This is a genomic window from Rhodococcus sp. UYP9, from assembly GCF_040547235.1.
Taxonomy (GTDB): domain Bacteria; phylum Actinomycetota; class Actinomycetes; order Mycobacteriales; family Mycobacteriaceae; genus Rhodococcoides.
This window is the reverse complement of sequence record NZ_JBEPPH010000002.1, coordinates 73039-97656: the sequence shown is the minus strand read 5'-3', so window position 1 is coordinate 97656 and position 24618 is coordinate 73039. Positions and strand designations below refer to the sequence as shown.

The 24618-nt window shown below is 62.3% G+C and carries 30 protein-coding genes and 1 pseudogene; 22 read left to right on the top strand and 9 right to left on the bottom strand.

Going from position 1 to position 24618, the window contains the following annotated elements; all coding sequences use genetic code 11:
- Positions 1 to 85: 85 nt before the first annotated feature.
- The 6 genes from ABIB36_RS06735 (at position 86) to msrC (ending at position 3965) form a co-directional block, all read left to right on the top strand.
- Positions 86 to 1234, top strand: a complete 1149-nt coding sequence (locus ABIB36_RS06735) for a DNA cytosine methyltransferase (RefSeq protein ID WP_354560234.1) — start codon at positions 86 to 88, stop codon at positions 1232 to 1234.
- Positions 1231 to 2070, top strand: coding sequence for a hypothetical protein (locus ABIB36_RS06730; RefSeq protein ID WP_084345736.1), 840 nt, complete (start codon positions 1231 to 1233; stop codon positions 2068 to 2070). Before ABIB36_RS06735 ends, ABIB36_RS06730 begins: the two co-directional genes overlap by 4 nt.
- Before the next feature lie 5 nt (positions 2071 to 2075).
- A complete protein-coding gene (locus tag ABIB36_RS06725; RefSeq protein ID WP_354560090.1) occupies positions 2076 to 2510 on the top strand; it encodes a very short patch repair endonuclease in 435 nt (144 codons plus the stop codon).
- Between the two features lie 10 nt (positions 2511 to 2520).
- Positions 2521 to 3177 carry a DUF998 domain-containing protein gene (locus ABIB36_RS06720; RefSeq protein WP_084345929.1) on the top strand — a complete coding sequence of 219 codons (657 nt, stop codon included), beginning with the start codon at positions 2521 to 2523 and terminating at the stop codon, positions 3175 to 3177.
- A 61-nt stretch (positions 3178 to 3238) separates the two neighbouring features.
- A complete protein-coding gene (locus ABIB36_RS06715; RefSeq protein WP_354560093.1) occupies positions 3239 to 3463 on the top strand; it encodes a LapA family protein in 225 nt (74 codons plus the stop codon).
- Positions 3464 to 3473: 10 nt separating this feature from the next.
- Positions 3474 to 3965 (top strand): free L-methionine (R)-S-oxide reductase MsrC, encoded by a 492-nt coding sequence (msrC, locus tag ABIB36_RS06710; RefSeq protein WP_354560095.1) that lies wholly within the window; start codon positions 3474 to 3476, stop codon positions 3963 to 3965.
- Here msrC and ABIB36_RS06705 read toward each other — a convergent pair.
- On the bottom strand, positions 3948 to 5645 hold the full coding sequence (locus tag ABIB36_RS06705; RefSeq protein ID WP_354560097.1) for a dihydroxyacetone kinase family protein: 1698 nt from the start codon (positions 5643 to 5645) through the stop codon (positions 3948 to 3950). The two genes, msrC and ABIB36_RS06705, sit on opposite strands and share 18 nt — an antisense overlap.
- Positions 5646 to 5750: 105 nt before the next feature.
- Positions 5751 to 7718, bottom strand: coding sequence for an ABC1 kinase family protein (locus tag ABIB36_RS06700; protein ID WP_084345741.1), 1968 nt, complete (start codon positions 7716 to 7718; stop codon positions 5751 to 5753).
- Positions 7719 to 7896: 178 nt separating this feature from the next.
- Between ABIB36_RS06700 and ABIB36_RS06695 the strand changes: the two genes are divergently transcribed.
- From ABIB36_RS06695 to ABIB36_RS06685, 3 genes are all read left to right on the top strand, one after another.
- The gene (locus tag ABIB36_RS06695; protein ID WP_084345742.1) at positions 7897 to 8253 is read left to right on the top strand and encodes a hypothetical protein; all 357 of its coding nucleotides are present in this window, start codon (positions 7897 to 7899) and stop codon (positions 8251 to 8253) included.
- 86 nt (positions 8254 to 8339) lie between these two features.
- On the top strand, positions 8340 to 9239 hold the full coding sequence (locus tag ABIB36_RS06690) for an oxidoreductase (protein ID WP_354560099.1): 900 nt from the start codon (positions 8340 to 8342) through the stop codon (positions 9237 to 9239).
- A gap of 78 nt (positions 9240 to 9317) precedes the next feature.
- Complete coding sequence (locus ABIB36_RS06685) at positions 9318 to 10130, top strand: maleylpyruvate isomerase family mycothiol-dependent enzyme (protein ID WP_354560101.1); 813 nt, start codon at positions 9318 to 9320, stop codon at positions 10128 to 10130.
- Between the two features lie 12 nt (positions 10131 to 10142).
- Here the strand turns inward: ABIB36_RS06685 and ABIB36_RS06680 are convergent, their stop codons facing one another.
- Positions 10143 to 10670 carry a TetR/AcrR family transcriptional regulator gene (locus ABIB36_RS06680; protein WP_084345745.1) on the bottom strand — a complete coding sequence of 176 codons (528 nt, stop codon included), beginning with the start codon at positions 10668 to 10670 and terminating at the stop codon, positions 10143 to 10145.
- A 33-nt stretch (positions 10671 to 10703) separates the two neighbouring features.
- Here ABIB36_RS06680 and zapE point away from each other — a divergent pair, with 33 nt between their 5' ends.
- The 6 genes and pseudogenes from zapE (at position 10704) to ABIB36_RS06650 (ending at position 13898) form a co-directional block, all read left to right on the top strand.
- Complete coding sequence (gene zapE / locus ABIB36_RS06675) at positions 10704 to 11585, top strand: cell division protein ZapE (protein ID WP_084345746.1); 882 nt, start codon at positions 10704 to 10706, stop codon at positions 11583 to 11585.
- Between the two features lie 113 nt (positions 11586 to 11698).
- A complete protein-coding gene (locus ABIB36_RS06670) occupies positions 11699 to 12076 on the top strand; it encodes a hypothetical protein (protein WP_354560103.1) in 378 nt (125 codons plus the stop codon).
- An 86-nt stretch (positions 12077 to 12162) separates the two neighbouring features.
- Positions 12163 to 12639: pseudogene (locus ABIB36_RS06665) on the top strand (LLM class flavin-dependent oxidoreductase); the annotation flags it as partial.
- Positions 12626 to 12784: a hypothetical protein gene (locus ABIB36_RS06660; RefSeq protein ID WP_354560105.1), complete on the top strand. Its 159-nt coding sequence runs from the start codon at positions 12626 to 12628 to the stop codon at positions 12782 to 12784. The pseudogene ABIB36_RS06665 and the gene ABIB36_RS06660, both read left to right, overlap by 14 nt.
- A 9-nt stretch (positions 12785 to 12793) precedes the next feature.
- The gene (locus tag ABIB36_RS06655; protein ID WP_354560236.1) at positions 12794 to 12907 is read left to right on the top strand and encodes a winged helix DNA-binding protein; all 114 of its coding nucleotides are present in this window, start codon (positions 12794 to 12796) and stop codon (positions 12905 to 12907) included.
- Between the two features lie 91 nt (positions 12908 to 12998).
- Positions 12999 to 13898, top strand: coding sequence for a hypothetical protein (locus tag ABIB36_RS06650; RefSeq protein ID WP_354560107.1), 900 nt, complete (start codon positions 12999 to 13001; stop codon positions 13896 to 13898).
- 162 nt (positions 13899 to 14060) lie between these two features.
- Here the strand turns inward: ABIB36_RS06650 and ABIB36_RS06645 are convergent, their stop codons facing one another.
- From ABIB36_RS06645 to ABIB36_RS06630, 4 genes are all read right to left on the bottom strand, one after another.
- A complete protein-coding gene (locus ABIB36_RS06645; protein ID WP_354560109.1) occupies positions 14061 to 14714 on the bottom strand; it encodes a hypothetical protein in 654 nt (217 codons plus the stop codon).
- On the bottom strand, positions 14711 to 15070 hold the full coding sequence (locus ABIB36_RS06640; RefSeq protein ID WP_354560111.1) for a PadR family transcriptional regulator: 360 nt from the start codon (positions 15068 to 15070) through the stop codon (positions 14711 to 14713). Before ABIB36_RS06640 ends, ABIB36_RS06645 begins: the two co-directional genes overlap by 4 nt.
- Before the next feature lie 345 nt (positions 15071 to 15415).
- Positions 15416 to 15799: an SdpI family protein gene (locus ABIB36_RS06635; protein WP_354560113.1), complete on the bottom strand. Its 384-nt coding sequence runs from the start codon at positions 15797 to 15799 to the stop codon at positions 15416 to 15418.
- A gap of 451 nt (positions 15800 to 16250) precedes the next feature.
- Positions 16251 to 16799, bottom strand: a complete 549-nt coding sequence (locus ABIB36_RS06630) for a ribonuclease H family protein (protein WP_084345750.1) — start codon at positions 16797 to 16799, stop codon at positions 16251 to 16253.
- A 57-nt stretch (positions 16800 to 16856) separates the two neighbouring features.
- Between ABIB36_RS06630 and ABIB36_RS06625 the strand changes: the two genes are divergently transcribed.
- The 3 genes from ABIB36_RS06625 to ABIB36_RS06615 all read left to right on the top strand — a co-directional run bounded on the left by ABIB36_RS06625 (position 16857) and on the right by ABIB36_RS06615 (position 20056).
- Entirely contained in the window at positions 16857 to 17921 is a 1065-nt protein-coding gene (locus ABIB36_RS06625; RefSeq protein WP_084345751.1) for an acrylyl-CoA reductase family protein, read from the top strand.
- A 19-nt stretch (positions 17922 to 17940) separates the two neighbouring features.
- On the top strand, positions 17941 to 18882 hold the full coding sequence (locus tag ABIB36_RS06620) for a DNA-3-methyladenine glycosylase family protein (RefSeq protein ID WP_502944895.1): 942 nt from the start codon (positions 17941 to 17943) through the stop codon (positions 18880 to 18882).
- 223 nt (positions 18883 to 19105) lie between these two features.
- The gene (locus ABIB36_RS06615) at positions 19106 to 20056 is read left to right on the top strand and encodes an aldo/keto reductase (RefSeq protein ID WP_084345930.1); all 951 of its coding nucleotides are present in this window, start codon (positions 19106 to 19108) and stop codon (positions 20054 to 20056) included.
- Positions 20057 to 20076: 20 nt separating this feature from the next.
- On the opposite strand, the gene ABIB36_RS06610 is transcribed toward ABIB36_RS06615, so the two are convergent.
- Positions 20077 to 20460, bottom strand: a complete 384-nt coding sequence (locus ABIB36_RS06610) for a DUF8021 domain-containing protein (RefSeq protein ID WP_354560116.1) — start codon at positions 20458 to 20460, stop codon at positions 20077 to 20079.
- A 69-nt stretch (positions 20461 to 20529) separates the two neighbouring features.
- Between ABIB36_RS06610 and ABIB36_RS06605 the strand changes: the two genes are divergently transcribed.
- The 3 genes from ABIB36_RS06605 to ABIB36_RS06595 all read left to right on the top strand — a co-directional run bounded on the left by ABIB36_RS06605 (position 20530) and on the right by ABIB36_RS06595 (position 23048).
- The gene (locus ABIB36_RS06605) at positions 20530 to 21825 is read left to right on the top strand and encodes a multidrug effflux MFS transporter (protein WP_502950149.1); all 1296 of its coding nucleotides are present in this window, start codon (positions 20530 to 20532) and stop codon (positions 21823 to 21825) included.
- 6 nt (positions 21826 to 21831) lie between these two features.
- Entirely contained in the window at positions 21832 to 22302 is a 471-nt protein-coding gene (locus ABIB36_RS06600) for a DUF309 domain-containing protein (protein WP_084345755.1), read from the top strand.
- A 77-nt stretch (positions 22303 to 22379) separates the two neighbouring features.
- On the top strand, positions 22380 to 23048 hold the full coding sequence (locus ABIB36_RS06595; protein ID WP_354560118.1) for a hypothetical protein: 669 nt from the start codon (positions 22380 to 22382) through the stop codon (positions 23046 to 23048).
- Here the strand turns inward: ABIB36_RS06595 and ABIB36_RS06590 are convergent.
- Positions 23045 to 23809, bottom strand: a complete 765-nt coding sequence (locus ABIB36_RS06590; protein ID WP_084345757.1) for a deoxyribonuclease IV — start codon at positions 23807 to 23809, stop codon at positions 23045 to 23047. The genes ABIB36_RS06595 and ABIB36_RS06590 overlap by 4 nt on opposite strands.
- A 76-nt stretch (positions 23810 to 23885) precedes the next feature.
- Here ABIB36_RS06590 and ABIB36_RS06585 point away from each other — a divergent pair, with 76 nt between their 5' ends.
- Positions 23886 to 24617, top strand: a complete 732-nt coding sequence (locus tag ABIB36_RS06585) for an ABC transporter ATP-binding protein (RefSeq protein WP_084345758.1) — start codon at positions 23886 to 23888, stop codon at positions 24615 to 24617.
- The last annotated feature ends 1 nt before the right edge of the window (position 24618 follow it).

Below are 24618 nucleotides of genomic sequence, written 5' to 3'. Positions count from 1 at the left end.
TCCGATCAGTTTCAAGAGTCCGATCAGTTTCAAGAGTCCGATCAGTTTCAAGAATCACAGAAGGGTGCCCGTGAGTTCACGATCGATGGTCGGGCTGTTCGCCGGGATCGGCGGGCTCGAGTTGGGGCTTTCGGAGCAAGGGTGGTCCACCGAACTGCTGTGCGAGATCGACCCGGGAGCACAGGCCGTTCTCGGCGCTCGATTCCCCGATACTCCCGTGCACGGTGACGTGACGAAGTTGCGATCGTTGCCTTCGGGCACCGAGTTGGTCGCGGCGGGGTTCCCTTGCCAGGATCTGTCTCAGGCCGGCCTCACTGCGGGTATCACCGGATCTCGTTCCGGGCTCGTCGACGAAGTATTTCGCCTCGTCAAGCGACGTAAGGGACCGCGTTGGCTACTGATCGAGAATGTCCCCTTCATGCTGCAACTGAGCCGGGGCGCGGCGATGCGTCACATCACCGACGCGTTGTCCGATCTCGGCTACACGTGGGCTTACCGCGTCGTCGACGCTCGGTCGTTCGGGCTTCCGCAGCGGCGCCAGCGGGTTTTGATGCTGGCCTCGCGCACCGAGGATCCGCGAGAGGTGCTGTTCGGGCAGGACGCGGGTCCCGTGCCCGAGGGCGACCCGAGTGAGCAGCCGTGTGGTTTCTACTGGACCGAGGGCACCCGTGGGCTCGGTTGGGCCATCAATGCCGTCCCGACGCTCAAGGGCGGATCGTCGATCGGCATCGCCAGTCCACCTGCTATCCGGTTGCCGTCCGGGGAGATCGTGACGCCGGGCATCATCGGCGCCGAACGCCTGCAGGGCTTCGACCCGGATTGGACGGCGCCCGCGCTGTCGCTGCCCGGGGTACGGGCCGGCCATCGGTGGAAGCTCGTCGGCAATGCGGTCAGTGTGCGGATGGCGTCGTGGGTCGCCTCGCAGCTGGATCAGCCACAGCCACACGACGACTCCGAGGACACCCCGCTTCTACCTGGGCAGGCCTGGCCGACGGCCGCCTGGGGACGCAACGGCTCTTCGTTCCGAGTCCACCGATCCACCTGGCCCGTGCACGAGCCGTACGAGGACCTCAGCGACTTCCTCGACGACTCTCGGCTGTTGTCCGCTCGGGCCACCGCGGGCTTCCTCAAGCGCGCGAAGATGGGCAACCTTCGATTCGTTCCGGGTTTCCTCGACGACGTGGAGAGCCACCTCGACCGCATGGGCGGGCACCCCACACCTCGCGCCGCATGAGCGATCACTTGTTTCCGGACCCCCCTGCGCTGGCGCGGCCATTGACGTTGGCCGGAGACAAGCCATCTCCGAGCGCAGACCGCAGCGACAAGAAGAACTACGCCCAACGCTTGTCGAACCATCTCGCGCAGACGGTGGCCGACGCTTTGCGGCCCCACTATCCGGGAATCACTCCCGACGCGATGGGGATGGGCCAGGAAGCGCAGGTCGACGTCGCGAAGGGTCGTAAAAGACTCGACGTCAAGGCGCTCGACCCGACGCTGGGCCTGATTCTCTGTGTGTCGATCAAGACCTACAGCTTCCAGGACTACAGCCCGAGGACCGGCAAGTTGGGGCGTTGGACCAAGAACATCGTCCGAAACGACCACGAACTGCGCGGTGAGGCGATGGTGTTGCATCAGCGCCAGCCGTACAGCGTCCTGATCGCGGTCATGTTCGAGCCGCTGTCGACGTGTGATGACGGGGATCCGGCGAAGGCGAGCGACATCGGCAAGTCCTCGTTCGCACATCATGTGACGACGCTGTCCAAACGATCCGGCCGCGGAAAGCGTCCGGTCGTCGGCGGGACCGGGAAAATGTGGGTCGATCTGGGCGCCGAGGACACTCGTTACGACCTGTTCGAGAAGGTGTTCATCGGCCTCTACGAGACGGACGGCCCCGATCGCGGTGAGGTTCGTTTCTTCGACGTCGACGAGTCCCCACCGCGGAACGGACGTCCTTCCGACGCCCAGACATTGTCGTTCGATGAGTTCGTTGCTCTTGTGCACGGCGAGGTCGAGCGCAGAAACCGATTTGCGCCCACCTGGTCCGAACCCGAAGACAGCGAAGACAGCTAGTTCAGGTGGCCGATCGTCCGCGCACCGATGCCGCAACCAGCGCGCGTCTGGGCAAGCAACGTCGGCGCGATACAGGCCCAGAGCTGGCGCTGCGTCGTGAACTCCATCGCCGTGGCCTGCGGTACTTCGTCGATCGGGCTCCGCTGAAAGGTTTACGTCGGCGCGCCGACGTCGTGTTCCCACGACGCAGAGTAGCCGTGTACGTCGACGGTTGTTTCTGGCACAGCTGCCCTCTTCACGCCACCTCACCCCGCAACAACGCGCAGTGGTGGACCGACAAACTTGCCGCCAATGTGGTCCGCGACCGCGATACCGATGCCCGATTGGATGCTGCGGGGTGGACCGTCGTACGCGTATGGGAGCACGAGGTGGCCCGAGACGCAGCCGACAAGGTCACTCGGGCGCTCGACGAAGACGGCTCGGCGCCGCCGGAGAACTAGAGTGGCGGGAGTGACGCGACGGAGAGCCACCACACTGATGGTGATTTCGATAGTCGCCGGGCTGTTGTACTCGGCATGGGTGGCGGAGTTCTTCCTCGACACAGGATTGGATCCGGCGCACTCGTTTCTCAGTGAGCTCGATGCCGCGGATCAGCCTTACAAGGAGTTCTTCGGCACGGCCGATCTGATCACCGGGCTGCTCCTCGTCCTCGCCGCGGTCCTGGGGTTGTGGTGGATTCGACGACATCGCCTCACGACAGTCGGCTGGATCGCTCTCGGCATTTTCGGGATTGCCACGATCGCAGATTCCCAATTGCCGATCGAGTGTGTGGCCGAGAACGACCCCGGCTGCCCTGTCGAGCCGAGCGGTCTCTTTCCACAGTTGCACCACATTCATGCGCTCACCAGCACGATCGCAGTGTTTGCCGTGTTCACCGCCATGCTCGCGTTCACGATAGCGTCGTTTCGGTACCGGTCGATGCCGCTCTTGCGCACTGCTGGCACAGCGGTTCTGATCGTCACCTCGGTCGCGACGGCGTGGTTGATGATCGCCGACAACCTGCCCGGTGAGTACGGCCTCGGTATCGCGCAGCGGATTCAAGTCGGGGGAATGTCGCTGTATCTCATCGTCCTCGGCGTAAGCGTAGGCCGCGATGGGGCTCGGTGAACATGAAAGTTGTGTGCGGTTTGCCACCGAGAGTCGCTCTGAGAAGGTAGCTTTCCGGTGTATGTCGGGAAAAGATCGAGCACTGGGCATCGTCCGAACTCATTTGATATCCATCGTCCTGGTGATTCTCGCGGCGGTATTCATCGCCCAGAACCGGTACAGCACCACCATCGAGCTGTTCTGGCTGAACGTCACCTCACCACTGTGGCTGATCCTGCTGGTGCTGTTCGCTGTCGGGTTCGCGGCAGGTCGCCTCAGTGCCGGGCGCAAGGTTCCGAAGAAATAGACTCGGGCCCATGTCGTTCACCGCCACCTCACTTGCCGGTACCAAGACCGAGCGGTACGCCCAATTGCTGCAGCAGGCTCGAGCACTGGTGTCCGGGGAGTCGGATCGGATCGCCAATGCCGCCAACATTTCGGCCCTGGTCTATCAGGCGCTCCCCGAGGTCAACTGGGTCGGTTTCTACCTGTACGACGGCGTCGAGCTGGTCGTCGGACCGTTTCAGGGGCAGCCTGCGTGTGTGCGGATCGCACTCGACAAAGGAGTGTGCGGGGCCGCAGCGACAACCCTCGAGACACAGCGTGTCGAGGACGTCCATGCCTTCCCCGGACATATCGCCTGTGATGCTGCTACGCGATCGGAGTTGGTGGTTCCACTCAGCCGCGATGGCAAGTTGATCGGAGTCTTCGACCTCGACAGCCCGAGACCGAATCGATTCGACGCCGACGATCAAGCCGGCCTCGAAGCACTGGCGCGAGTGTTTCTCTCCTCACTGGGCGAGCACTGACTCTGCAGCGTCCGACGCTGCCTCGAAGTACCACGCCATCACCAGCGCGCCCGGGTCGGTGACACCGCGGGCCGCCTCGCCGACGTACGACGCGCGGCCGCGGTTCGCCGTCAATTCACTGGTGGATGCGGCACCTTCCGTGGCAGCCGCGGCGGCCGCATGGAGTCCGGCCACCAGTGACGCCGCCTCTTCCAATGCTGCTTCTTCCAACGCTGCCACGGCAGGAGCAAGGGCGTCGACCATCGTCTTGTCGCCGACCTGCGCGCCTCCGAGTTCGGTGATGCTGTCCAGTCCGTTCCGTGCGGCGCGCACGATGGCGTCGAGGTCAACGGCCTCACCGAGTTCACGGTAGAACTGCCGAAACCATAGCCCGAACAGCGCACCGGACGTTCCGCCCGCGTGACCCAGGTACGCCTCGGACACTGCCTCGAATACCGTTGCAGCCGGTAGTTCTTCGCGCATGCTGTCGAGATCGAGCCGATGGAGCGCGGCCACCATGTTGGTTCCGAAGTCCCCGTCCCCGGCTTTCCGGTCCAAATCTGTCAATGCCGGCTCTTCGTCGAGCACTCGCCGCACCCAACTCGATACCCATTCACCCACGAATGCGCTTGTGTCACTGCTGGTTACGCTAGGGGTGAAGCTCGGACCGAAGCTGCCTCGCTCGCCGACACCTCGGTACTCCGATTGCGCAGCATTGGGCCACCCAGGCGCGGATGTCGGCGCATCCCACAGTTGGAGGATCTCCTCGTCGACACGGACGAGCGTGATCGAAGCGCCTGCCATGTTCAGCGCCGTCACGAAGCTCCCGACGAGGGTGCGGGCTATGGTTATGTCCTTGTCCGACAGGTACTCTGCTAGCTCGCCGAACAGGAGATGCAGCTCCAGCGGATGGGTGCCGCCCAGACCGTTGACGAAGGCGAGCACGGTGTCACCGCGTTCGAGCGCGAGCGAAGCCACCACGGCGCCCGCCAACTCGGCGACGATGTCTCGCGCCGACATCGTCGGAACACGAGACGTTCCGCGCTCGCCGTGGATACCGATGCCCAATTCGATCTCGTCTTCGGGCAGGTCGAACGACGGTGAAGCCGAACCGGGAAGAGTGCACGAACCCAGGGCCACCGCCATGCTGCGCGAGTTCGATGCCACCCGCCGACCGAGCGCCGCAACCGCATCGAGCGAGTCACCCCGTTGCGCCGCTGCACCACATACCTTTTCGACGACCACCGTCGCTGCAGTCCCGCGGCGGCCGGGGCCGTCCCCATCGGAGCGTTCGGTCGCGACGTCGTCGTCGACCAGAACGAAATCCGTCTCGATACCGTCCTCGCGCAACAACTCCCGCGCGATGTGGAAGTTCATCACATCACCGGTGTAGTTCTTCACGATGTGCAACACGCCGCCGCCTGCGCTGATCGCCTTGGATGCTTCATGCACCTGTAGTGCATTCGGCGAGGTGAACACCAGTCCAGGGCACACTGCGGTGAGCATCCCCTCGCCGATGAAGCCTGCGTGCATCGGTTCGTGGCCTGATCCGCCACCTGACAGCAACGCGACCTGGCCCTGCGGGATTCGGTCGCGTCGGGAAAGAAATCCTGGATCGGGTTGCCAGGTAATGTCGCCGGTGGTAGCCACCAGGCCGCGGAGTGCGTCGGCAACGAACGTGTCGGCTGAGTTGACGAACATGACCCCACCCTAGGCGGCATGAAAGAGGACTTCCATCCCCGTCCCCTGACCGACCAAGTCGATTACAGCCGGGGTGTTGCCCTGACAACGGCGAACCGCGCTGCGCTAGTTACGTTTCCCCGCGAACACCACATAGAGCACACGCAAGAACAAGATCGCACTGATAAGGATCAGGTTGAAGCCGAATATCTCGTAGAGGGTGATCGACTCGGCGACCTGCGGCCCGCCCGGATTAGCCAGCAGCACCACGGCCATGATCCCGGCGACCCCACCCAGGAACGCCAGTACGACCTGATTGACCAGTCCCACGATCAGCTTCCGGTCGCGCGAGTCGGAGAACAAGCCGAGGTTCACCTTCAACCGTCCTGCTTCGAGTGATGAGGCGACGCGGTCGAGGTGCCGTGGCATTCGGCGCAGGATCGGGAGCACGGTGATCAATTCGTCTTTCGCAGTCTCCTGCAGCGACGATGGGGAGAGCCGCTCGGTGAGTTGCCGCGAAGCGAAGGCGCGGGCTTCGGCGACCATACTGAGGCCGGGTGCGATCGCAGCCACCGTGCCTTCGAGTGTCCCGATTGCACGGAAGGCCTCGACCACCTCGTTGGGGATCACGAGCGCATAGTCGGAGACCAGGCGGACCAGATCTGTGAACATCTCCGCACTCGGGTCAGTGCCCACGGACATATGCAGCGCCATGAACCGCCCGATGCTCCGGCGCAGCGCGTCCTCGTCGACGTATTCAGGACGAACCACCAACCCTAACAGTGCATCACTTACCTGTTCAGGGTTGTTCTGCTCGAGTGCGAGCATGAACTGCCCGAGACCTGCGCGCAGGTACGAGTCGATGCGTCCGACCGAGCCACAGTCGATGAACGCGGCCCGGCCGGCGTCCATCAGCACAATGTTTCCTGGGTGCGGGTCCGCATGGAATACACCATCGACGACTACCTGGCGTAACAGCGAGTCGAACAAGGTGTGGGCCAAACGTTCGCGCTCGGCAGGAGAGAGGGCATCGAGGGCTCCCTTCGCGGCAAGCGTCGTACCCGAAGTGAACTCCATGACCAAGACCCGGCCGGTGGAGAAGTCCAAGAATGGTTCGGGCACAACAATTTCTGGTATCGACTCGTGATTACTGACAACCGCACGCAATGCGGCGAGGTTTCGAGCCTCGAACCGGAAGTCCAGTTCTTCACGCAGCGCGTCGGCAAACCCCTCCGTCAGCGCCGCAACCCCGATGGAGCGCCCCCACGATGTCGAATCCTCGAGTTTGCGTCCAGTTCTGGTAGCGATCTGGAGGTCACGCTCGACCAACGGTCCGATGCCAGGCCTTTGCACTTTCACCGCCACCTCTACGCCAGTGTGCAGACGTGCGCGGTGCACCTGCGCGATCGACGCAGCAGCGATCGGCTCGCGATCGATCCGCGCGAAGGCGAGTTCTGGAGCGCACCCCAACTCGTCGCGCAAGATCTGGGCGATGTCCTGCCACTCGACGGGGGAAGCCTGCTGCTGCAGTCGGGACAGTTCGTCGAGGTACTCGCGAGGCAACAGATCCGCCCGGGTAGAGAGCATCTGACCGAACTTTACGAATCCCACCCCTGCTTCTTCCATGGCAGAGCGCAGTTCCTTTGCCCGCGATCGCCGCTGCTCAGGTGTTCCACCGAACGGCCCCCCTCGTACGCGCGCCATCCGGGGCAGGCCGTGCCTGAACGCCACCACGACGAGTTGTAAGCCGCGCCGGGTCATAGAAATCTGTCTGCGGAATGCCCGCGCCATCTGATCCGGGCGGGCAAGGCTGCCCTGTGGGACGAGTAGCTCCATGAGGACCAAAGACAGCAACGCGACCAGGACGACGATCCCGATTTGCAACGGGATGAAAGCCAGCCGATTCGAGGTTTGCTGCCACACCACCTGAGACTCGAAACCCACCTCGGCACCCAGCGCCAGCACTGCGGCCACTACCGACCGCATCAGCCCTGCGCGGAGACCTACGAGGCGACGAGCGACCGTCGTTATCAGCGCGACCGACAGAACCGTGACCACCAAGGCTGTCAGCACGCTCGTTGTCGTCTGCCCCACGGTGCCACGGCCTTTCGCTCGAGATGAATTTCGCACTGCCTAGCGACGTTTCGCCCGCCGCAGGCTCCGTTACCGTCCGGCAAGTTCGCTCTTACGCCCGATCATCAGGATTGGAACACGTGGTCCGACTTCACCTCGACTGCTCATTATTGCTGGTCTCCACCGATAGGGTGGCGGTATGGAATTCGTATACAACGTCGTGGTGCTGGTGCACCTTGTCGCAATGGCCGCCATCGTGGGCGGGTATCTGACAGTAATCAAGGCGCCGCGGATCACCGAGGTGATGGTGTGGGGCGCGCGGATCGCGTTCTTGGCCGGCATCGTCCTCGTCGGATTGGGCGAGAGCGTGGATTCTCTGGGCAAGGACTACAACATGGGGAAGATCGGCGTGAAGTTGGTCGTCGGATTGGCCGTCGTCGCCTGTGCCGAGATCGCCCGCGCCCGGCAGAAGCGCTCCGAGCCAGTAGTGAACTTGGTCCATGCTGCCGGTGGACTGGCGATCGTGAATGTGATTGTCGCGGTGCTCTGGAACTAGCGGGCGGTAGATCGACCGGCTGTATGTCGACCCTGCGCCTATTTCGGTCATAGGCAGATCCGAATCGCCGAAGGTAACCTTTGCCCGTGCCAGACAACAAGCAGCGAAATGTCATTCTCACCGGCGGAAATACCGGTATCGGTTACTTCACAGCACTCGAACTGGTCAAGCAGGGCGACCACGTCACGTTGGCCTGCCGGAACTTGGACAAGGCGAACAGGGCAGCAGAGAAAATCGCCGCGGAGGCACCCGAAGGTACTGTCGACACCGCACACCTCGACCTCGCCGACCTCGGTTCGGTCCGCGAGTTCGCCGAGTCCGCCCCGAAGACCCTCGACGTTCTGATCAACAATGCGGGCGTGATGATGCCGGCGAGGAGAGCGGAAACCAAGGATGGTTTCGAGCTCCAATTCGGAACGAACCACCTGGGACACTTCGCATTGACCGGCCACCTGCTGCCGAATCTGCGTGCAGCAGATCACGCAACGGTCGTGACCGTCTCCTCGGTTGCGCACAAGCAAGGACCGAAGTTGGACTTCGACGACCTGCAAGCCGCCAACGGTTATCAACCGCAGCGGATGTATGCCAATTCGAAGCTCGCGAATCTACTGTTCGCTCTCGAACTGCAACGCAGGCTGGACAGGGCGGGAATTCCGATCACCAGCAATGCAGCGCACCCAGGTATTTCCGAGACTGCGCTCTACACCAGCCCGGACGGTTTGGGGAGTTCGAAGATCGCCTCCCTCGCTGCTTCGATAGGGCTCAAGTTCATATCTCAGTCCGCACGCGCAGGTGCTCTTCCTACGCTGTACGCCCTCGAGAGCGGCGGGCCTGGCTCGTACAGCGGACCTACCTCGTTGTTCGAAGCCAGGGGCGTCCCCGGTCCGGCCAAAATGTCGTCCAAAGCTCAGGACGCAGAGCTTGCCGAAAAGCTCTGGCACGCAAGTGAAAGACTCACCGGGATCACGTACGACTTCGGGAAGTAGCTGAACGCTCTTGTGCAGCAATTACTTCTACCGTGACAGCCGGCCGACCGGACAATCTCGAACGAACGGGAGCACACAGTGATCGACAAGCAAAGCATCGTAAAGGCACTCATCGAGGAGTGGGCATCCATCGACGCGCTGGTGCGCGAACTGGACGAAGACCAGTGGGCCGCTTCCACGCCCTGCCCGGGCTGGAGCGTCCACAATGTGATCGCGCATATCGTCGGCACCGAACTCTCGCTCGCCGGGCAAACGCCTCCGGAATCCGACATCGACGTCAGCGCACTCGCGCACGTACACAACGACATTGGCGTGCTCAACGAAAAGTGGATACAGGCGTTCAGCCAACTGAGTCCTGCCGAGTTGATCGAACGGTTCCGGACGGTAACGGGCGATCGTGCTCGGACGCTCGAAGCGATGTCGGACGAGGACTTCGCCGCGCCGTCGTGGACCCCTGCAGGAAAAGCGACGTACGGACGATTCATGCGTATCCGGGTGTTCGACTGCTGGATGCACGAGCAGGACATCCGCGACGCCATCGGGGTGACCGGAGGAATGGACAGTGTCTCTGCCGACTACTCGGTCGACGAAATCGTCCAAGGACTCGGATACATCGTCGGCAAACTAGGCAACGCCCCCGACGGCTCGTCGATCACCTTCGACCTGACCGGTAGCCGGCCTCGCCGCGCGCACGTCGACGTCACCGGGCGAGCACAGGTCGTCGAAGAACTGGCCGGCCCCGCGACGGTCACGATCGCGCTTCCGACCGGAGATTTCACCCGCCTGTGTGGGGGCCGGATCGACGCTTCCGCTGCGCTCGACCGGATCGAGTATCTCGGCGACGAGTCGCTCGGCCTGCAGATCGTCCAATCGTTGGCGTTCACCAAATAGTTTCTGTCCTCGCTACGCCCCGGGGCCGTTGAGATACCTGGCAACCGGGGTACGTAGTGACGCAGCTTCGTAACCAAGTGCATTGTCGTGCCCACGCATCAACGCAACCGCGATGAGCCCTTCGCACAGGGCAAGAAATCCCTTTCCTTGCCCCGCATCACCGAGCAGTTCAGTGGCACCCTCGGCTGAGAACAGACATCGAGCCAGGCGCTCGCGCGCCGCGGGTTCGACAGTCGGATCGATGGTCAGCGCGTGCCGTGCTCTCAGCTGATCCGCACGTTCGGTCAGGAGATCTTCCAGATAGGCGACCGTCACCTCCACGGGATCGCCGGAGGTCGCTTGTTCGAACGCTGCACGTGACGACTCCGTGATTCGGTCGACCACCGCATCGATCAGGTCCTGCTTGGTGCGGAAGTAATACGAGGTCGAGCCGGGAGACAATTCGAGTGCCGAGTCGATCGCTCGGTGCGTCAGCGCACGCACGCCAGAGTGTGCGATCAGCGAGATCGCTGCGTCCGCAATCACAGTTCGACGGTCCATAACCGAGACTCTACATATGTAGAGTCTCGGTTCATGAGACCTGGAGTTCCCCGTTCCGGCTTCGACTCGTCGTTCACACTCGACAAGGCCCAAGCTGCTGCCGCCGATGCGCTCGCGGCTTCCGACTCGCGAGGCGTCTACCTCTGGGGACCCGCCGGGCGCGGCAAGACCTGGCTCCTCGACCACTATGTCGAATCCGTTACCGGTGTCACCACGAAGCGAGTGCACTTCCACAGCTTCTTTCGCGACCTTCACGCGTCGTACTTTCGGCATGGATTCTCACTGACGCGCGCCCTGGACGAACTGCTCGGAGACATCGCCGTGTTGTGCTTCGACGAATTGCACGTGCACGATATCGGCGACGCGAGGCTCCTCGCCCGCATGCTCGACGAACTGTTCGCCCGCGGGGTCACGTTGGTGGCGACGTCGAACTACCCACCCGCAGGCCTGTTGCCCAATCCACTGTTCCACGAGGCGTTTGCGCCCACGATCGCGCTGCTGGAATCTCGGATGCAGGTAATCGCAGTCGATGGACCGCTCGATTACCGAGCCGAAGGAATCTCCTCGACCAGATTCTCCAAGGGCACATGGTCGATGGTGGATGCGTCGTCCGGGTGGTCGTTCACCGAACTCTGTGTCGAACCCAGATCGACGGGCGACTATCTGGCGATGATCGAAGGACTCGACTCCCTGACAGTCCGCGACATACCGGCGCTGAAAGATGCAGACGACAATGCAGTCCAGCGCTTCTGCAATCTGATCGACGTGCTCTACGACGCCGATGTCCCGACGCAATTTCATGCCACGGTCCCGCTGGCAAGCTTCACAGCTGGATGTAGCAGCCTCGATATAGCGCGGACCTCGAGCAGACTGAGCGAGCTGGCCGCAGAAAGTAAGAGAGACACCCACTGCTGACGGCGGTCGGGGGCGACAGCAGCAGCGGGTGTCTCATTGTTCATTCGCCGCAGGTGGGAAGGTGGATGGGTCAAAGGCAGAAATTTCTTTTTCTCTGCCCCTAGCCTGGGTGCATGCCTTTCACAGCAGCGAATCACTTCACCTTCGACGGCGACGACATCTCCGGGACACTCGATTCGGGGGCGGTCGCGGGAGTACTCGTCGCGCAGATCGTTCTCAGCGGCGTGACTTTGGAATCGACGGCTGTGACGAGGTCGGATCTCGGGTGGGAGATTCGGGCGATCGTCGAGCAGGTTCATGATGGCAACTCCACTCATCTACTGGTCGTGGTGCCTCGGGTGAATATCGAGAACGAGCCGGTCGCGTTTTCGTCGTTCGCGGTGCTGTTCACCTCGCGCGGCAACGTGGCCGGTGATCGCTATGTCCACGGCCCGCTGGAGTCGTACGACGTTCGTTCGCTTTCGGGAACTGCGTCTTTGACGAACAGCTAGAAGCTTCGGCGGAATAGTTCTCCCTGGCACGTCGATGAACTAGAAGTCAATGCAAACGCATGAACTTTCGTTTCGACAACTCGGTGCCATTCGACGACATCCCGCCGTTCGTCTGGCACGGTTCGATTCGAAGCCCAGAGATCGCCGAGATCGCCGCGTACCACGGAGACAGATTCTTCGCGAACAACATTTTCTGGCCGAAGGAGCACTATATTGCGCTCATCGACCTCTACCGCGAACGCTACGAGGACTACGGACACGGTCCGACCATGGAGGAGTTCACCGAGCAGACACCGCTGACGGTCGGTTCGCCCCAGCAGGTGATCGAGAAGACGTTGAAGTTCGCCGACTTCTTTGGTGACTACCAACGCCAGCTGTTCCTGATGGACCATGCTGGGCTGCCGATGAAGACCGTACTCGAGCAGCTCGACCTTCTCGGCGAGGAAGTGGTTCCGACACTGCGCAGGGAATTCGCTGCACGTCGCCCCGAAGGGATCCCGGAGAACCCGCCGACACACTCGGCGATGCTTGCGGAAAAGAACGCCGTCAGTGTCTCCGTCTAGTACCGAGCGGGCAGTCGATGCCTGGGAGGCCTTGTTTCGCGCCCAGGCATCTCTGATGCGTCGGTTCACCGCCGACGACATCTGGGATCCGATCAGCCTGCGCGAGTACGACGTCCTGTTCACGTTGAGCAAGTACCCCGAATAGGGTCTTCGACTGCACGATCTTAATCACGAAATTCTGCTCAGCCAACCCTCGCTGAGCCGGATGTGCGAGCGGCTCGAAAAGATGGGTTATGTAGCCCGAAGTACTGCATGTTGCATCGGATGAGTCAAACTGGCTGCAGCTACCGGTTGAATGTGTTCCGATGCTCACGCTGACGTAAGTGCCTCGACACTGTTCCAGCGGCTACTGTGACGGCATGACGCGGCGGTGGATCTCCCTGCTCGCGGTCGCTGGGCTCGCACTGCTAATCGGGGGCGGCTACGCGGTCTGGGTAGCGAACGCTCCAACCCGTGTCGTCGCGCAGATCGGGTCAGCGGAGTCGTTTCGATGCGACGACACCCTGCCGCCGGGCCGGCCGCCACCACCCAGCCGTCCGACATCGGGAACAGTTCCCGTCGGCTTCGTACCGGTCGCGGCGGTGGTCTGTTCGACCGACTTTTCTGGAGCCCTCGAACTGGACAACGGCCGCGGATACGACGAAACGCGGTATGAGGGCGATTTCAAGGAGGTAGTTCGGCTCCTGAACGAACCAACGGCGCGCCGGTCACCTCTCGCCGGAAAATGTCCGAGCTACAGTGTTGTGCCGACGCCCGATTTGTGGCTACTCGACGCACAGGGCCGCGCAATAGCTCCGACCTTTCCTTCCCACGAATGCGGCTTGCCGAACATCGCCGCGCTCTCGGCTATCGGCAACATGACGGTGGCATCGTCTATCGAATATCGCATCACACAGGACGAGCTGAATCTCCGTCTGAGACTATCGAGTTGCGCGCCGATCCTTGCACCCCCGCGCGGAGGGTCCACCGTCCCGGGTGTGCTCACCGTCGGCAACATTTACTGCCGTTTCGACATCACACCGGAAGGTACGAACTTCGTTGGGACCGACTACGTCGAATCCGGTTTCGATACCGCCTCGCTCACCCTGGCACCGGACTGTGTTGACACGGCGTCGCGAATCGCCTCCACGGTGTACGTCGAGGGCGCGGCGACGGATCAGAGGCAGGTACTGGTGGAGCTGGACGGGTGCCGACGCGTCATCGCCGACGGCTACCTGCCGCTGCAGGCACCGGAGAACTTGATACGTGCGTTGTCATGACCACAACCCAAGATGCCGGGAGCGGATCAACGCTAACTGCACGCACGTGCAGACGCCGTGACGGCGTTATGACCAGTCGTCCCCGACAGTTTTCTGAGCTACTGATGTCCTGGTTGGGTGCTCTCGGCATGGAAGACCACGGCTGCTGACACGGTGGCGAAGCTAGCGCGCAGATGACGATCGAACTGCCTGATACCGGGCCAGTCCGACCGTCGCACCGATCACTACTACGACCACTCCAATAACTACGGTAAAGATAGTTGAACTGGTGTTGAAGTTTCTCCACCACGCAACAGCGACGCCTGCTCCCGTGCCGAGAACGGCACCCATCGGTAGAAGCGCAGCGAGCCACCAGACGGTCGACGGAGCATGCGGATCGTGGCGAAGGGTGAACCACACGCAGAGGAGTGCACACAGGTAGGCCAGCAGTCCTGCCGAAGTATAAAGCGGAAGCACGAAGGGGCCCGGATCGAATGACCAGCGGTTCGAGAAACCTGCGAAGAGGGCAAGCAGGACGACCGCCAAGCCCACAGCGATGCCGACCAGAGCGGCTGGAACAACCAGACCGAGCCGCAGTGCGCGACCGGACACTCGTCGCTCGTCCGCCCATTGCCGAAGCGTCTCAGATTTGTCGTCGCCCAGGACCACAGTCGGTCCGTGTCCATCACGGTGCGCGCCCGCGAGTTCGGCTTCCAACTCGCCGAGTAGTTCGGCGCGGTCGACGCCTCGCACACTGCGACGTCTCCATAGACGATTCGCCTCCCGCAGGACATCTTGGGTTGTGTCGTTCTCGACATCTGTAATGGAGGAGTTCATGTCACGACCGTTCTGTTGTTGGCTGAGTCGGGTGATCGAAGAAGAGTGGTGACGCTCGTGGAGACGGCGATCCATTCGGTCGTACCGCTCTCCAACGCATCTGCTCCGAGTGCGCTAAGCGAGTAATACTTTCGAGGCGGGCCAGATGGGGACGGCGCTTTTTCGGAGACGACAAGCCCGGTCTTTTCCAGGCGAGCAAGCAATGGGTACGCCGACCCTCCTGCGACGAGCAGGTCCTGCTCGGCAAGTCGTTGGGTCAGTTCATAGCCATAGACGGGCCGCTCCCTCAGTAGCGCCAATAGGCACAAGTCCAACACCCCTCGAAGCACCAGGCTTCGCCTCTCGACAGCACTCATGCTCAACAAGGTAGCTGCCGCTAGCGTGTTAAGCAAGAGTCCGACGCAGCCGCGTGGACAGCCGAAAACCGCAACCCGACATCAGGTGCGGAAGCAAGTAGCGGTGCGTCAATGCGCGGCCCTGCCGGAGACGCAGCACTAGTGCGGGTGGCCGCCAAGAATCGGGGAGCACGGCAACTCCTCATATTCGGAGCTACCAATGAACGTCTGTATATTGCCCTGTTGCAGTACTTTTCGTCCGTCACGTGTCGTCGAGCGCCGGGCATGCGCTCGACCAGTCCTGTTATCGGACACTCGCATCCGCGTCGGAAACATCAACATCACGAACCCGAAGTGGGATTCAAGCTAGGTGGTTGGTGCGTGTTTCCTGGCCTCTCGATCGGCCTTGATGCCACTCACCGTAAGAATGACGGCCGCCCCGAGTGCAAGCGCGCCGGAGAGAACCAGAACCGCGGTACCAGGTGATGGATCGATCAGCAGGAGCGCCGCTATCAATACCGCGGATACGGCGCAGTGCGTCGCGCCCGCCATCATGAATGGATACGCCGCACGGTGCCCCGCTACCCAAGCCTCTTTGCTCGACTTCGTCGCACGAGTCTTGATGCCGATAGCCCAATTCGGCTCCTGATGGCCCTTGGTCACGAATGCCGTCACGTAGACGGTTATCGACAGCGCCGACAGGGTCGCTGCCAGCGCTACGGCCAAACCACGAACAGATTCTGTCTCCACTCCGTCCTCCATCCAGATTGTTTGCGTGACAGGCCAACGTCTCGTCCATGGCGGCTAATTCAGTACTCCAATGGTGGTCGCGTACTGAGGTCTGCGGGTTCCAGTCACAGGATCAACTCTAAGTGCAAACATTTGAAGACCGTGGAGTGTGTAGTCCAGTTACTGGCTCCGGACTGGCAGCAATACGACCAGTCTTGATATGCAGGGTTACCGGTAACAGCAGGATCTGGACGACAAGCGCGGAACTGTCGTCGCACTCACCGACGAGGGGCGTGCGGTACAACGCTCTATCGGCCTCAAACACGCTGCCCGAATACGGCGGTACGTCGGCGAGGCACTCGACGACGAAGAACTGACCCTTCTCGAAAGACTGTGCACCAAACTCAGACTCGCGCAGGTCGACATCCGTGATGTGAACCAGAAGCGGGAGTGAACCAGAAGCGCGAGTGAACTAGAAGAGTGTCGCGACCTCGTCAGCAGGCTGTGCGGCCTTGGCTTGCCTACTCCTAACCGGTTTACTCGGTGCGACCTTCGCAGGTACAGCTTTCGCGGGCGTCGCAACTGCTCCGGAAGCGGCGACGGCGCGCGCAGCTTCACCGGCCAGTGCGTCGGCGGCTTCGTTGAAATGATTCCCGACGTGTCCGCGTACCCAACGGAACCGGACCGGCCCGGTGCGCTCGGTGATCGCGGCATCGATGCTCTTGATCAGTTCGATGTTGCTGACCGGGGAACCGGAAGAGGTTATCCACCCTTTGCGCTTCCACCCGGGAAGCCATTCGGATGCGCACTTGATGGCGTACTGGGAGTCCGACTCGATGGACAACGGCTCGTCGCCGGGATGGGCGAGAATTGCTTCGAGCAGAGCCCGTAACTCGGCGATCTGATTGGTTCCCGACGGCTCGCCGCCGGAGTTGCTGGGACCGGTGTGATCGACCCAAGCCCACCCGATTGCGCCTCCCGGATTACGCAGACACGAGCCGTCCGTACTCACAATGATCACGAAGCAGGACCCTACTTCGGTCCTCCGACAAACAACAGGCGCCGCGCTGGATTGGATATGGTCGGTACGCAACCGAAACCGGAAGGATCATCTCTTGTGAGCAGCTCCGTGCCCTCGTCGTTCAAAGCTCTTGTCGCCCGGGAATCCGACGGGATAGTTCTCGCTCCGGAACAGGTAAACGAGTCGTTTCTACCGACGCACGCCGACCGATCGGGTGTTGTCACCATCGCTGTGGAGTATTCGTCCGTCAACTTCAAGGACGCTTTGGCGATCACTCCGAAAGGTGGCGTCGTACGCGAATATCCGATCATCCCCGGAATCGATATCGCGGGAACTGTCGCCGATTCCACGAGCAGCGACTTCACTGTCGGGCAATCGGTGGTCGCTCACGGTTACGACATCGGTACCGCGCAACACGGTGGTTACTCCGAATTCGCTCGCGTACCGGCAGATTGGGTCGTACCCCTGACCGCATTGTCCACCCGTGAGGCGGCCGCGATCGGAACAGCTGGATTCACGGCAGCTTTGTCCGTCTGCGCCCTGCTCGATCGAGGCATCATGCCGTCGGACGGCCCGGTTCTGGTCACCGGCGCAAGCGGCGGCGTGGGGACTGTCAGTGTGGATCTGTTGGCGGGAGCCGGATTCGAAGTTCATGCATCGACTGGAAAGAAAGACGCGGCCGCATTGCTGACCAGCCTCGGCGCGTCCACGGTCATGGGGAGAATTCCGGAAGATCCGGACGCGCAGCCGCGGCCGCTGGGGCGTGCAGAGTGGGCCGCAGGGGTGGACTGCGTCGGTGGCGCGACGCTCGCCCACCTCCTGAGCACCACGTGTTACGGCGGCGCTGTGGCTGCGAGCGGTTTGACCGGAGGAACTCGACTCCCGACGACTGTGCTTCCGTTCATCCTGCGAGGGATCGCACTGCTCGGCATCGACTCGGTGCAGTTGCCGATCGAGCATAGGCGGGCAATCTGGCAGCAACTCGAGACCGATATGCGTCCGCGACACCTCGCTGCGCTCACCACGGAGATTCCCGTTACCGGCGTCCAGCTCGCTCTCGACAAGATCCGAGAAGGTCGGATCACCGGTCGAACCGTCGTTTCGGTCGCCGGTCGGTTCTGAGCGCTAGGCTCGAAAGGACATGTTGTCGTCCGATCTCCACGCCTCCTCGAACTCGGTCGTGACCGAGTTCGTTTCGGAGCACCCGATGGACGTGGCGATGACGCTCTCCCCGCTTCGTCGAGGCAAGGGCGACCCCACTTTCGAGCGCGATTCAGCGGGCTCGGTGTGGCGAACCTCACGTTTGCCTTCGGGCGTTCTCACGTATCGATTGACGCAGATTTCTCGGTTCCGCGTTCGAAGCGAGGCATGGGGAGCAGGCGCCGCTGAATTCACGGGCATGCTGCCCGCGCTCCTGGGAAACGCCGACGATGCGTCGGATTTCGCGCCCGAGCATCCGACGCTGATTCAAGCCCATCGGGAGTTTCCGCACCTCCGGCTCGGCCGTACCGGCCTTGTCATGGAGGCGTTGGTTCCTGCCATTCTGGAACAGCGTGTGCATGGAGTCTCCGCGTTCGCTTCGTGGCGCCGACTCGTCACCAAGTTCGGTGAGCGCGCTCCCGGGCCGACGCCCAAGCCGATGTTCGTGCCACCCGCGGCGGACGTGTGGCGGATGATCCCGTCGTGGGAGTTTCATCTGGCGAATGTCGATCCCGCCAGGTCGAAGACCATCGTTCGCTGCGCGCAGTCGGCCGGCAGGCTCGAAGAGACTGCGACGATGTCTACGGCGGATGCGACGCGTCGACTGCGAGCGATCCCGGGGGTCGGCGTCTGGACTGCCGCCGAAGTCGCACAACGTGCGTTCGGAGATCCCGACGCGTTGTCCGTGGGTGATTATCACTTGGCTGCCGTCGTGGGCTGGTCACTGCTGGGACGGCCTCTCGACGACGCGGCCATGGTCGAGTATCTCGAACCTCTTGCGCCGCATAGATTTCGGGCAGTTCGGCTTCTTGCAGTGAGCGGCAAGGCCATCAAGCCGAAGTTCGGTCCCCGCACGCCGCTGGTGGATCACACCGGCCACTGAAGGCAGCCGTAGGCGCGTTTGCCGTTGGAAACCCATCTCTACCGCAAATGCTCCGCTTGTTGGGATTCGAACCCCCTGCAGGAGGTTCGAATCCCAACACGGAGAGTAAATTGCCCGAGCGGATCCCAACCCGATCCCGCACTGGCCCCCTCGAAGCGGAATAACCGTTACCGAGACGGTGTTGCCCGTCACGGTTAGTTCTGGACGACTGAAGGAGTACTCGGTGGTAGCAATCGGACATTCGAACCTCGACATCTTTCCGCTGGCTCTCGGTGGCAATACTTTCGGCTGGACCAGTGATGCAAGCGCCTCCTTCGAGATTCTCGACGCATTCACCGCCGGTGGCGGAAATTTCATCGACACGGCCGACTCGTACTCCGCGTTCGTCGACGGCAACTCCGGTGGCGAATCCGAAACCATCATCGGAAGCTGGACTGCTGCCCGCGGCAACCGTGACGACGTCGTCATCGCAACCAAGGTCAGCCAGCATCCCGAGTTCAAGGGTCTGACACCGAAGAACATCGCGGCCGCGGCCGAGGCGTCGTTGAAGCGGTTGCAGAGCGATCACATCGACATCTACTTCGCCCATACCGACTCCGGCGATGCCCCACTCGTCGACACGCTCGCAGCGTTCGATTCGCTGATCGAAGACGGCAAGGTTCGGTACGTCGCGATCTCCAATTTCTCGGCCGATCGCGTCGAGGAGTGGTTGAAGGTCGCACGCGAGAATAATTTCGCGGCACCGATCGCTCTGCAGCCGCACTACAACCTTGTCACTCGACATGCGTACGAATCCGACCTTGCCCCACTCGCCGCCGATAACAACCTCGGGGTCTTTCCGTACTTCTCTTTGGCGTCAGGGTTCCTGACCGGCAAATACCGCGTGCGCAAGGACCTCGAAGGTGGCCAGACTCGGAAACTACTGGCGACGGGTTACTTCACCGACAATGGACTCGACGTCGTCGATGCGCTGAGCGAGATCGCTGAGGCTCACGAGGAAGAAATCGCCACCGTCGCGCTCGCGTGGCTGCTGCATCAGCCGACTGTCACTGCGCCGATCGCGAGCGCGAGCACGATCTCTCAGCTGCCTGCACTGATGGCCGCCCCGACGCTGACCTTGTCGCCCGCCGAGCTTGCACGGCTCGACGCGACGTCGGCTGCTGTCTCCGCGTAGGCGGGCTCGACACCTGAGTTTCAGACAGTTGCGGGTGCGCGCCTGAGGGGGATCCGAAGTTTCGCGCGAATGTGGTGGATGGTGCCGTCGGGGATCAGGAAGCTTTCCTCGACCGCGACGGTCACCATCCGCCTGCCACGCAATCCCGCATCGATAAGGAAGGCCGAGTGCACCGTGTCTCCGGATTCGGTGAGTGCGATGTTCCGGATCGCAATGATCGCGCGGTAGTAGAACGCGTTGCCGAGGGCCTTGATCAACCCAGGGCCCGAGAATCCTGTGGTCAACCCGTTTTCTACGCGGCGTGCGTGGGGCGCGAACTTCACTGCGCTCGGATCGTGGGAGAGCAAGGAGTCGATGTACGCCCGGGCGATAGCCTGCCGCGGACTGTCCTCTGGCGTGGTCACGATTGCGGACTCTAGCCCCAACGCTTCCCGCTCGGGAACATATCGGTCATCTTCATTGCTGACCTTTGGGTGTCTCGAGCCCCGGAACGAACTGCCACCGTCGACCCACCCGTAGTGGCCGTCGTCGAGCCGACATCGTCCGAGCGACTGAGGGTCATTCTCGTTCTCGGTGCACTCATCGCGCTGGGCCCGCTGACCATCGACATGTATCTACCCGCGCTGCCTGCAATCGTCGACGATCTGAACTCGTCCTCGGCCGCAGTGCAGCTCACGCTGACCGGAACACTGATCGGATTGGCACTCGGCCAGCTCGTCATCGGTCCACTGTCCGACATCATCGGCCGTCGACTGCCACTCATCGCCGGCACAGCAGTCCACGTCGCCGCATCACTGCTGTGCGTCATCGCTCCCAATGTCGCCGTCCTCGGTCTCTTTCGTGGGCTACAAGGCCTCGGCGCAGCGGCAGCTGCGGTCGTCGCAATGGCCGTCGTACGCGATCTGTTCACCGGTCGGGCCGCCGCAACGGTACTGTCCCGCCTGATGCTGGTCATGGGTGTTGCACCGGTCCTGGCGCCGTCGCTGGGTGGGGCAGTTCTTCTTGCCGGCTCGTGGCGCTGGGTGTTCGGTGTCCTTGCCGTGCTCGGTGTGGCTTTGCTGGTCCTCGCTGTGTTCTCGCTTCGTGAATCCCTGCCGCCGGAGCGGCGTCGTAGTCGCGGCATCATGCCGGTTGTCCGTACCTACGGCAGCCTCCTGCGCGACGGACAGTTCGTCGTACTCGTGCTGGTTGCCGCTCTCGCGATGTCCGCCCTCTTCGCCTACGTCGCAGGTTCGTCGTTCGTCCTCCAAGAGCAATTCGAACTCGACGAACAGCAGTTCGCTGTCGTATTCGCGCTCGGTGCGATCGCCCTGATCGGTGCCTCACAGCTCAACGTCGTTCTCCTCGCCCACTTCACACCGGTACGCATCGTGATCAGCGCATTGTCGGCGGGCGTGCTCGCTGCCGCAGTGATGACCGTCCTCGCCGTCGGCGATATCGGCGGAATATTCGGCTTCCTGATCCCGCTGTGGTTCGTCCTCGGAGCTGTCGGATTCGTCATGCCGAACGCACCTGCCCTGGCGCTGTCTCGGCACGGTGAAGCCGCGGGAACTGCTGCGGCGCTGCTCGGCGCTGCACAGTTCGGCTCCGGCGCCATAGTCGCGCCGGTAGTCGGTGTTCTCGGCAACGATGCCGTGGCAGTATCGGTCACGATGGTCGGTGTCTCCGCGTTTGCACTTCTCGCGTTGATTGCAGTAACTGTGAAGTCTCCGACCTCGACGACCCACACCGCGACGACCCACACGGTGACGACGACCAGCAAGGTGTGAGCGCACATGCCGGAACGAGAACGCGATGCCAACGGTAAACCGCTGAATGCACGCCCCCGTGACGGTTTGGGACGGCCGCTCGCGCGCGATGCAATCGGTGTCGAACGGATACCGGAGGACCTCAGGCTTCCGCCGCACGAGTCCATCGCGAAAGCACAACAATTACTCGATGCCGATATGCCCTTCCATGCTCACGAAATTCTCGAAGGAACGTGGAAGGACTCACCGGAACCGGAGCAGATGCTCTGGCAGGGTCTCGCTCAGCTCGCCGTAGGCCTGACGCACCTCCTACGTGGTAACGCCGTGGGGGCTCGATCACTGCTCGAACAAGGCCACGATCGCATCCGCGGTTACGAAGTCGATCCGCCGTACGGACTCGATGTGGCCGGGCTTCTGGTGTGGTCGCAAGAGCTTCTGGACCGCCTCAACGACGGGGATCTTCCGCCGTCGCCTTCGGCTCCTCGTCTTCTGGGCTGACCCCCTCTCGCCAATCGTTCCCGATCTGGCTACAGTGAGAATTGTTAGGTTAGGCGACACTGAGCGGAAGGCAGTCGGTGACAGCACAGTCCGCAGCGGCACAGGTTCCCTACTGGGTTGCAGTTCTCACTCCCGAAGAACGGCCGTTCGGAAGCCGTCGCGCCGATCCCCGGATAGACACGATCGATTCCTCGGTCGTCACTTCCTCGCGTACCCAATGGGCGGGTGCGTATCATCCACCGGCCACCACCCTGCTTGCCGTCCTCGCCGCCACCGTCGGTTCGTGGCAGAGCGATCGCTGTCGCAATTGCACCTCCGGAGTGCTCGTCGACATCGAAGCCGGCCGATTCGGCAATCCCGACGCAGCGTCCGAGGATCGTGGTTTCTTCCCGGTTCGTCTTCCGTCCACCGGCCAAGTCGACGTACTCACCTCCGAAGTCCGTCGCCGCGTCGCCGCGGCCCCCAACGAAGGCTTGGACTTCGGTACCGCCAAGCACGTCTCGAGCCCTCCAGTGCTGGCACGAAGATCCGGCGCTCAGATTTCGTTCGAGTACGGCACCGGTAGTGCTGTCCCCGACGACAGTGCCCCGCTGACCCACAACCTGTCCGTCACCTGCGACGTCGTCGAGATCGAAGGCGTCACCGTGGTGGACACCGAGTTCCGCTGGAACAGCCGAGTCTTCACCTGCGCGGACGTCGACGACTTCGAACGCTTCTGGGAGAAGACGATCTCGATGTTCCTCTAGAGGCTCTTCAGAAATCGAACGTCCTCGGCCAGCCCGTCGGCGGGCGTTTCGAGGATCACCGGAGCGTCTGCTGCCTCGGCGACCGCGACCAAAACGTCGGCATCGATCGTTCCGTCGGCGAGGTTGGCATGCCGGTCGCGCGCAGAGCCGAACTCGTCGCGCGAATTATTGAGGTGCACCAGGTCTATTCGACCCGTGATGGCTTTGATTCGATCCACGACGCCGACGAGCTCTTCGCCTCCCGCCCAAGCGTGGCACGTGTCGAGACAGAAACCGGCACCGAATTCGCCGACGGCGTCCCACAGCCGCGCAATGTCGTCGAAGTGGCGAGCCATGGCGAAATCTCCGCCCGCTGTGTTCTCGATGAAGATCGGCACGCCGAAGCCCCCCACATCCTCCTGGCGCTCGAACAACTTGCGCCAGTTCTCGACGCCCTTCGTGGTGTCCTCGCCATCACGCACGTGACCGCCGTGCACGACCAGACCGATCGCGCCGATCCCGGCAGCGGCCGCGGACTGCTCGATCACAGCCTTACGCGAAGGAATCCTGATCCGATTGTTCAGACTCGCCACGTTCAGGACATACGACGAATGCACCACGACGTCGATGTTGCCGGCTTTCAAGTCCTCGCCCTGGGGGTGGGGCTCGAGCTTGTTCCACTTCTGCGGATCGGTCAGAAAAAGCTGAACCAGATCGACGCCGAAACTCTCCGCGGAACCGATGGGGTCGGCGGAGTCGCGGACGTGTGCCCCGATACGCATGTATCCATGATAGGTGGGCGCACCTCAGGGTGTCCCCCGATAGTGAAGACTCCCGAACACTGAAAGACTGAACACTATGACTGATATCGCCGCCAGCGCGATCGCCCTGACCAAAACCTACGGCTCCGGGGATACCCAAGTCCACGCTCTGCGCGAGGTGAGCGTGGAGTTCGCGCGCGGCGAGTTCACGGCAATCATGGGCCCCTCCGGTTCGGGGAAATCCACTCTGATGCACTGCCTCGCGGGCCTGGACTCGGCAACGTCGGGGACCGTGACGATCGGTGACACCGAACTGACCGACCTGACCGACAAGCAGATGACCGGATTGCGCAGAGACCGCATCGGTTTCGTGTTCCAGTCGTTCAACCTCGTCCCCACCCTGACGGCACTGGAGAACATCACCCTTCCGCTCGACATCGCCGGCCGTACGCCGGACAAGGAATGGTTGGACACCGTGGTGAGCAAGCTCGGGATCGGCGATCGTCTCGATCACCGCCCGAGCGAACTGTCCGGAGGACAGCAGCAGCGCGTAGCCTGCGCGCGAGCACTCGCAGGCCGACCCGACATCGTCTTCGGCGACGAGCCGACCGGCAACTTGGACTCGCGTTCCTCCGGCGAGGTGTTGAGTATTCTGCGCGCCGCGGCCGACGACTTCGATCAGACGGTAGTGATCGTCACTCACGATCCGCGCGCGGCAAGCTACGCCGACCGCGTCGTGTTCCTGGCCGATGGCGCTGTCATCGATCAACTGGCGAATCCAACAGCCGAGACAGTCCTCGACCGCATGAAGCAGCTGGAGACGGTCTGAT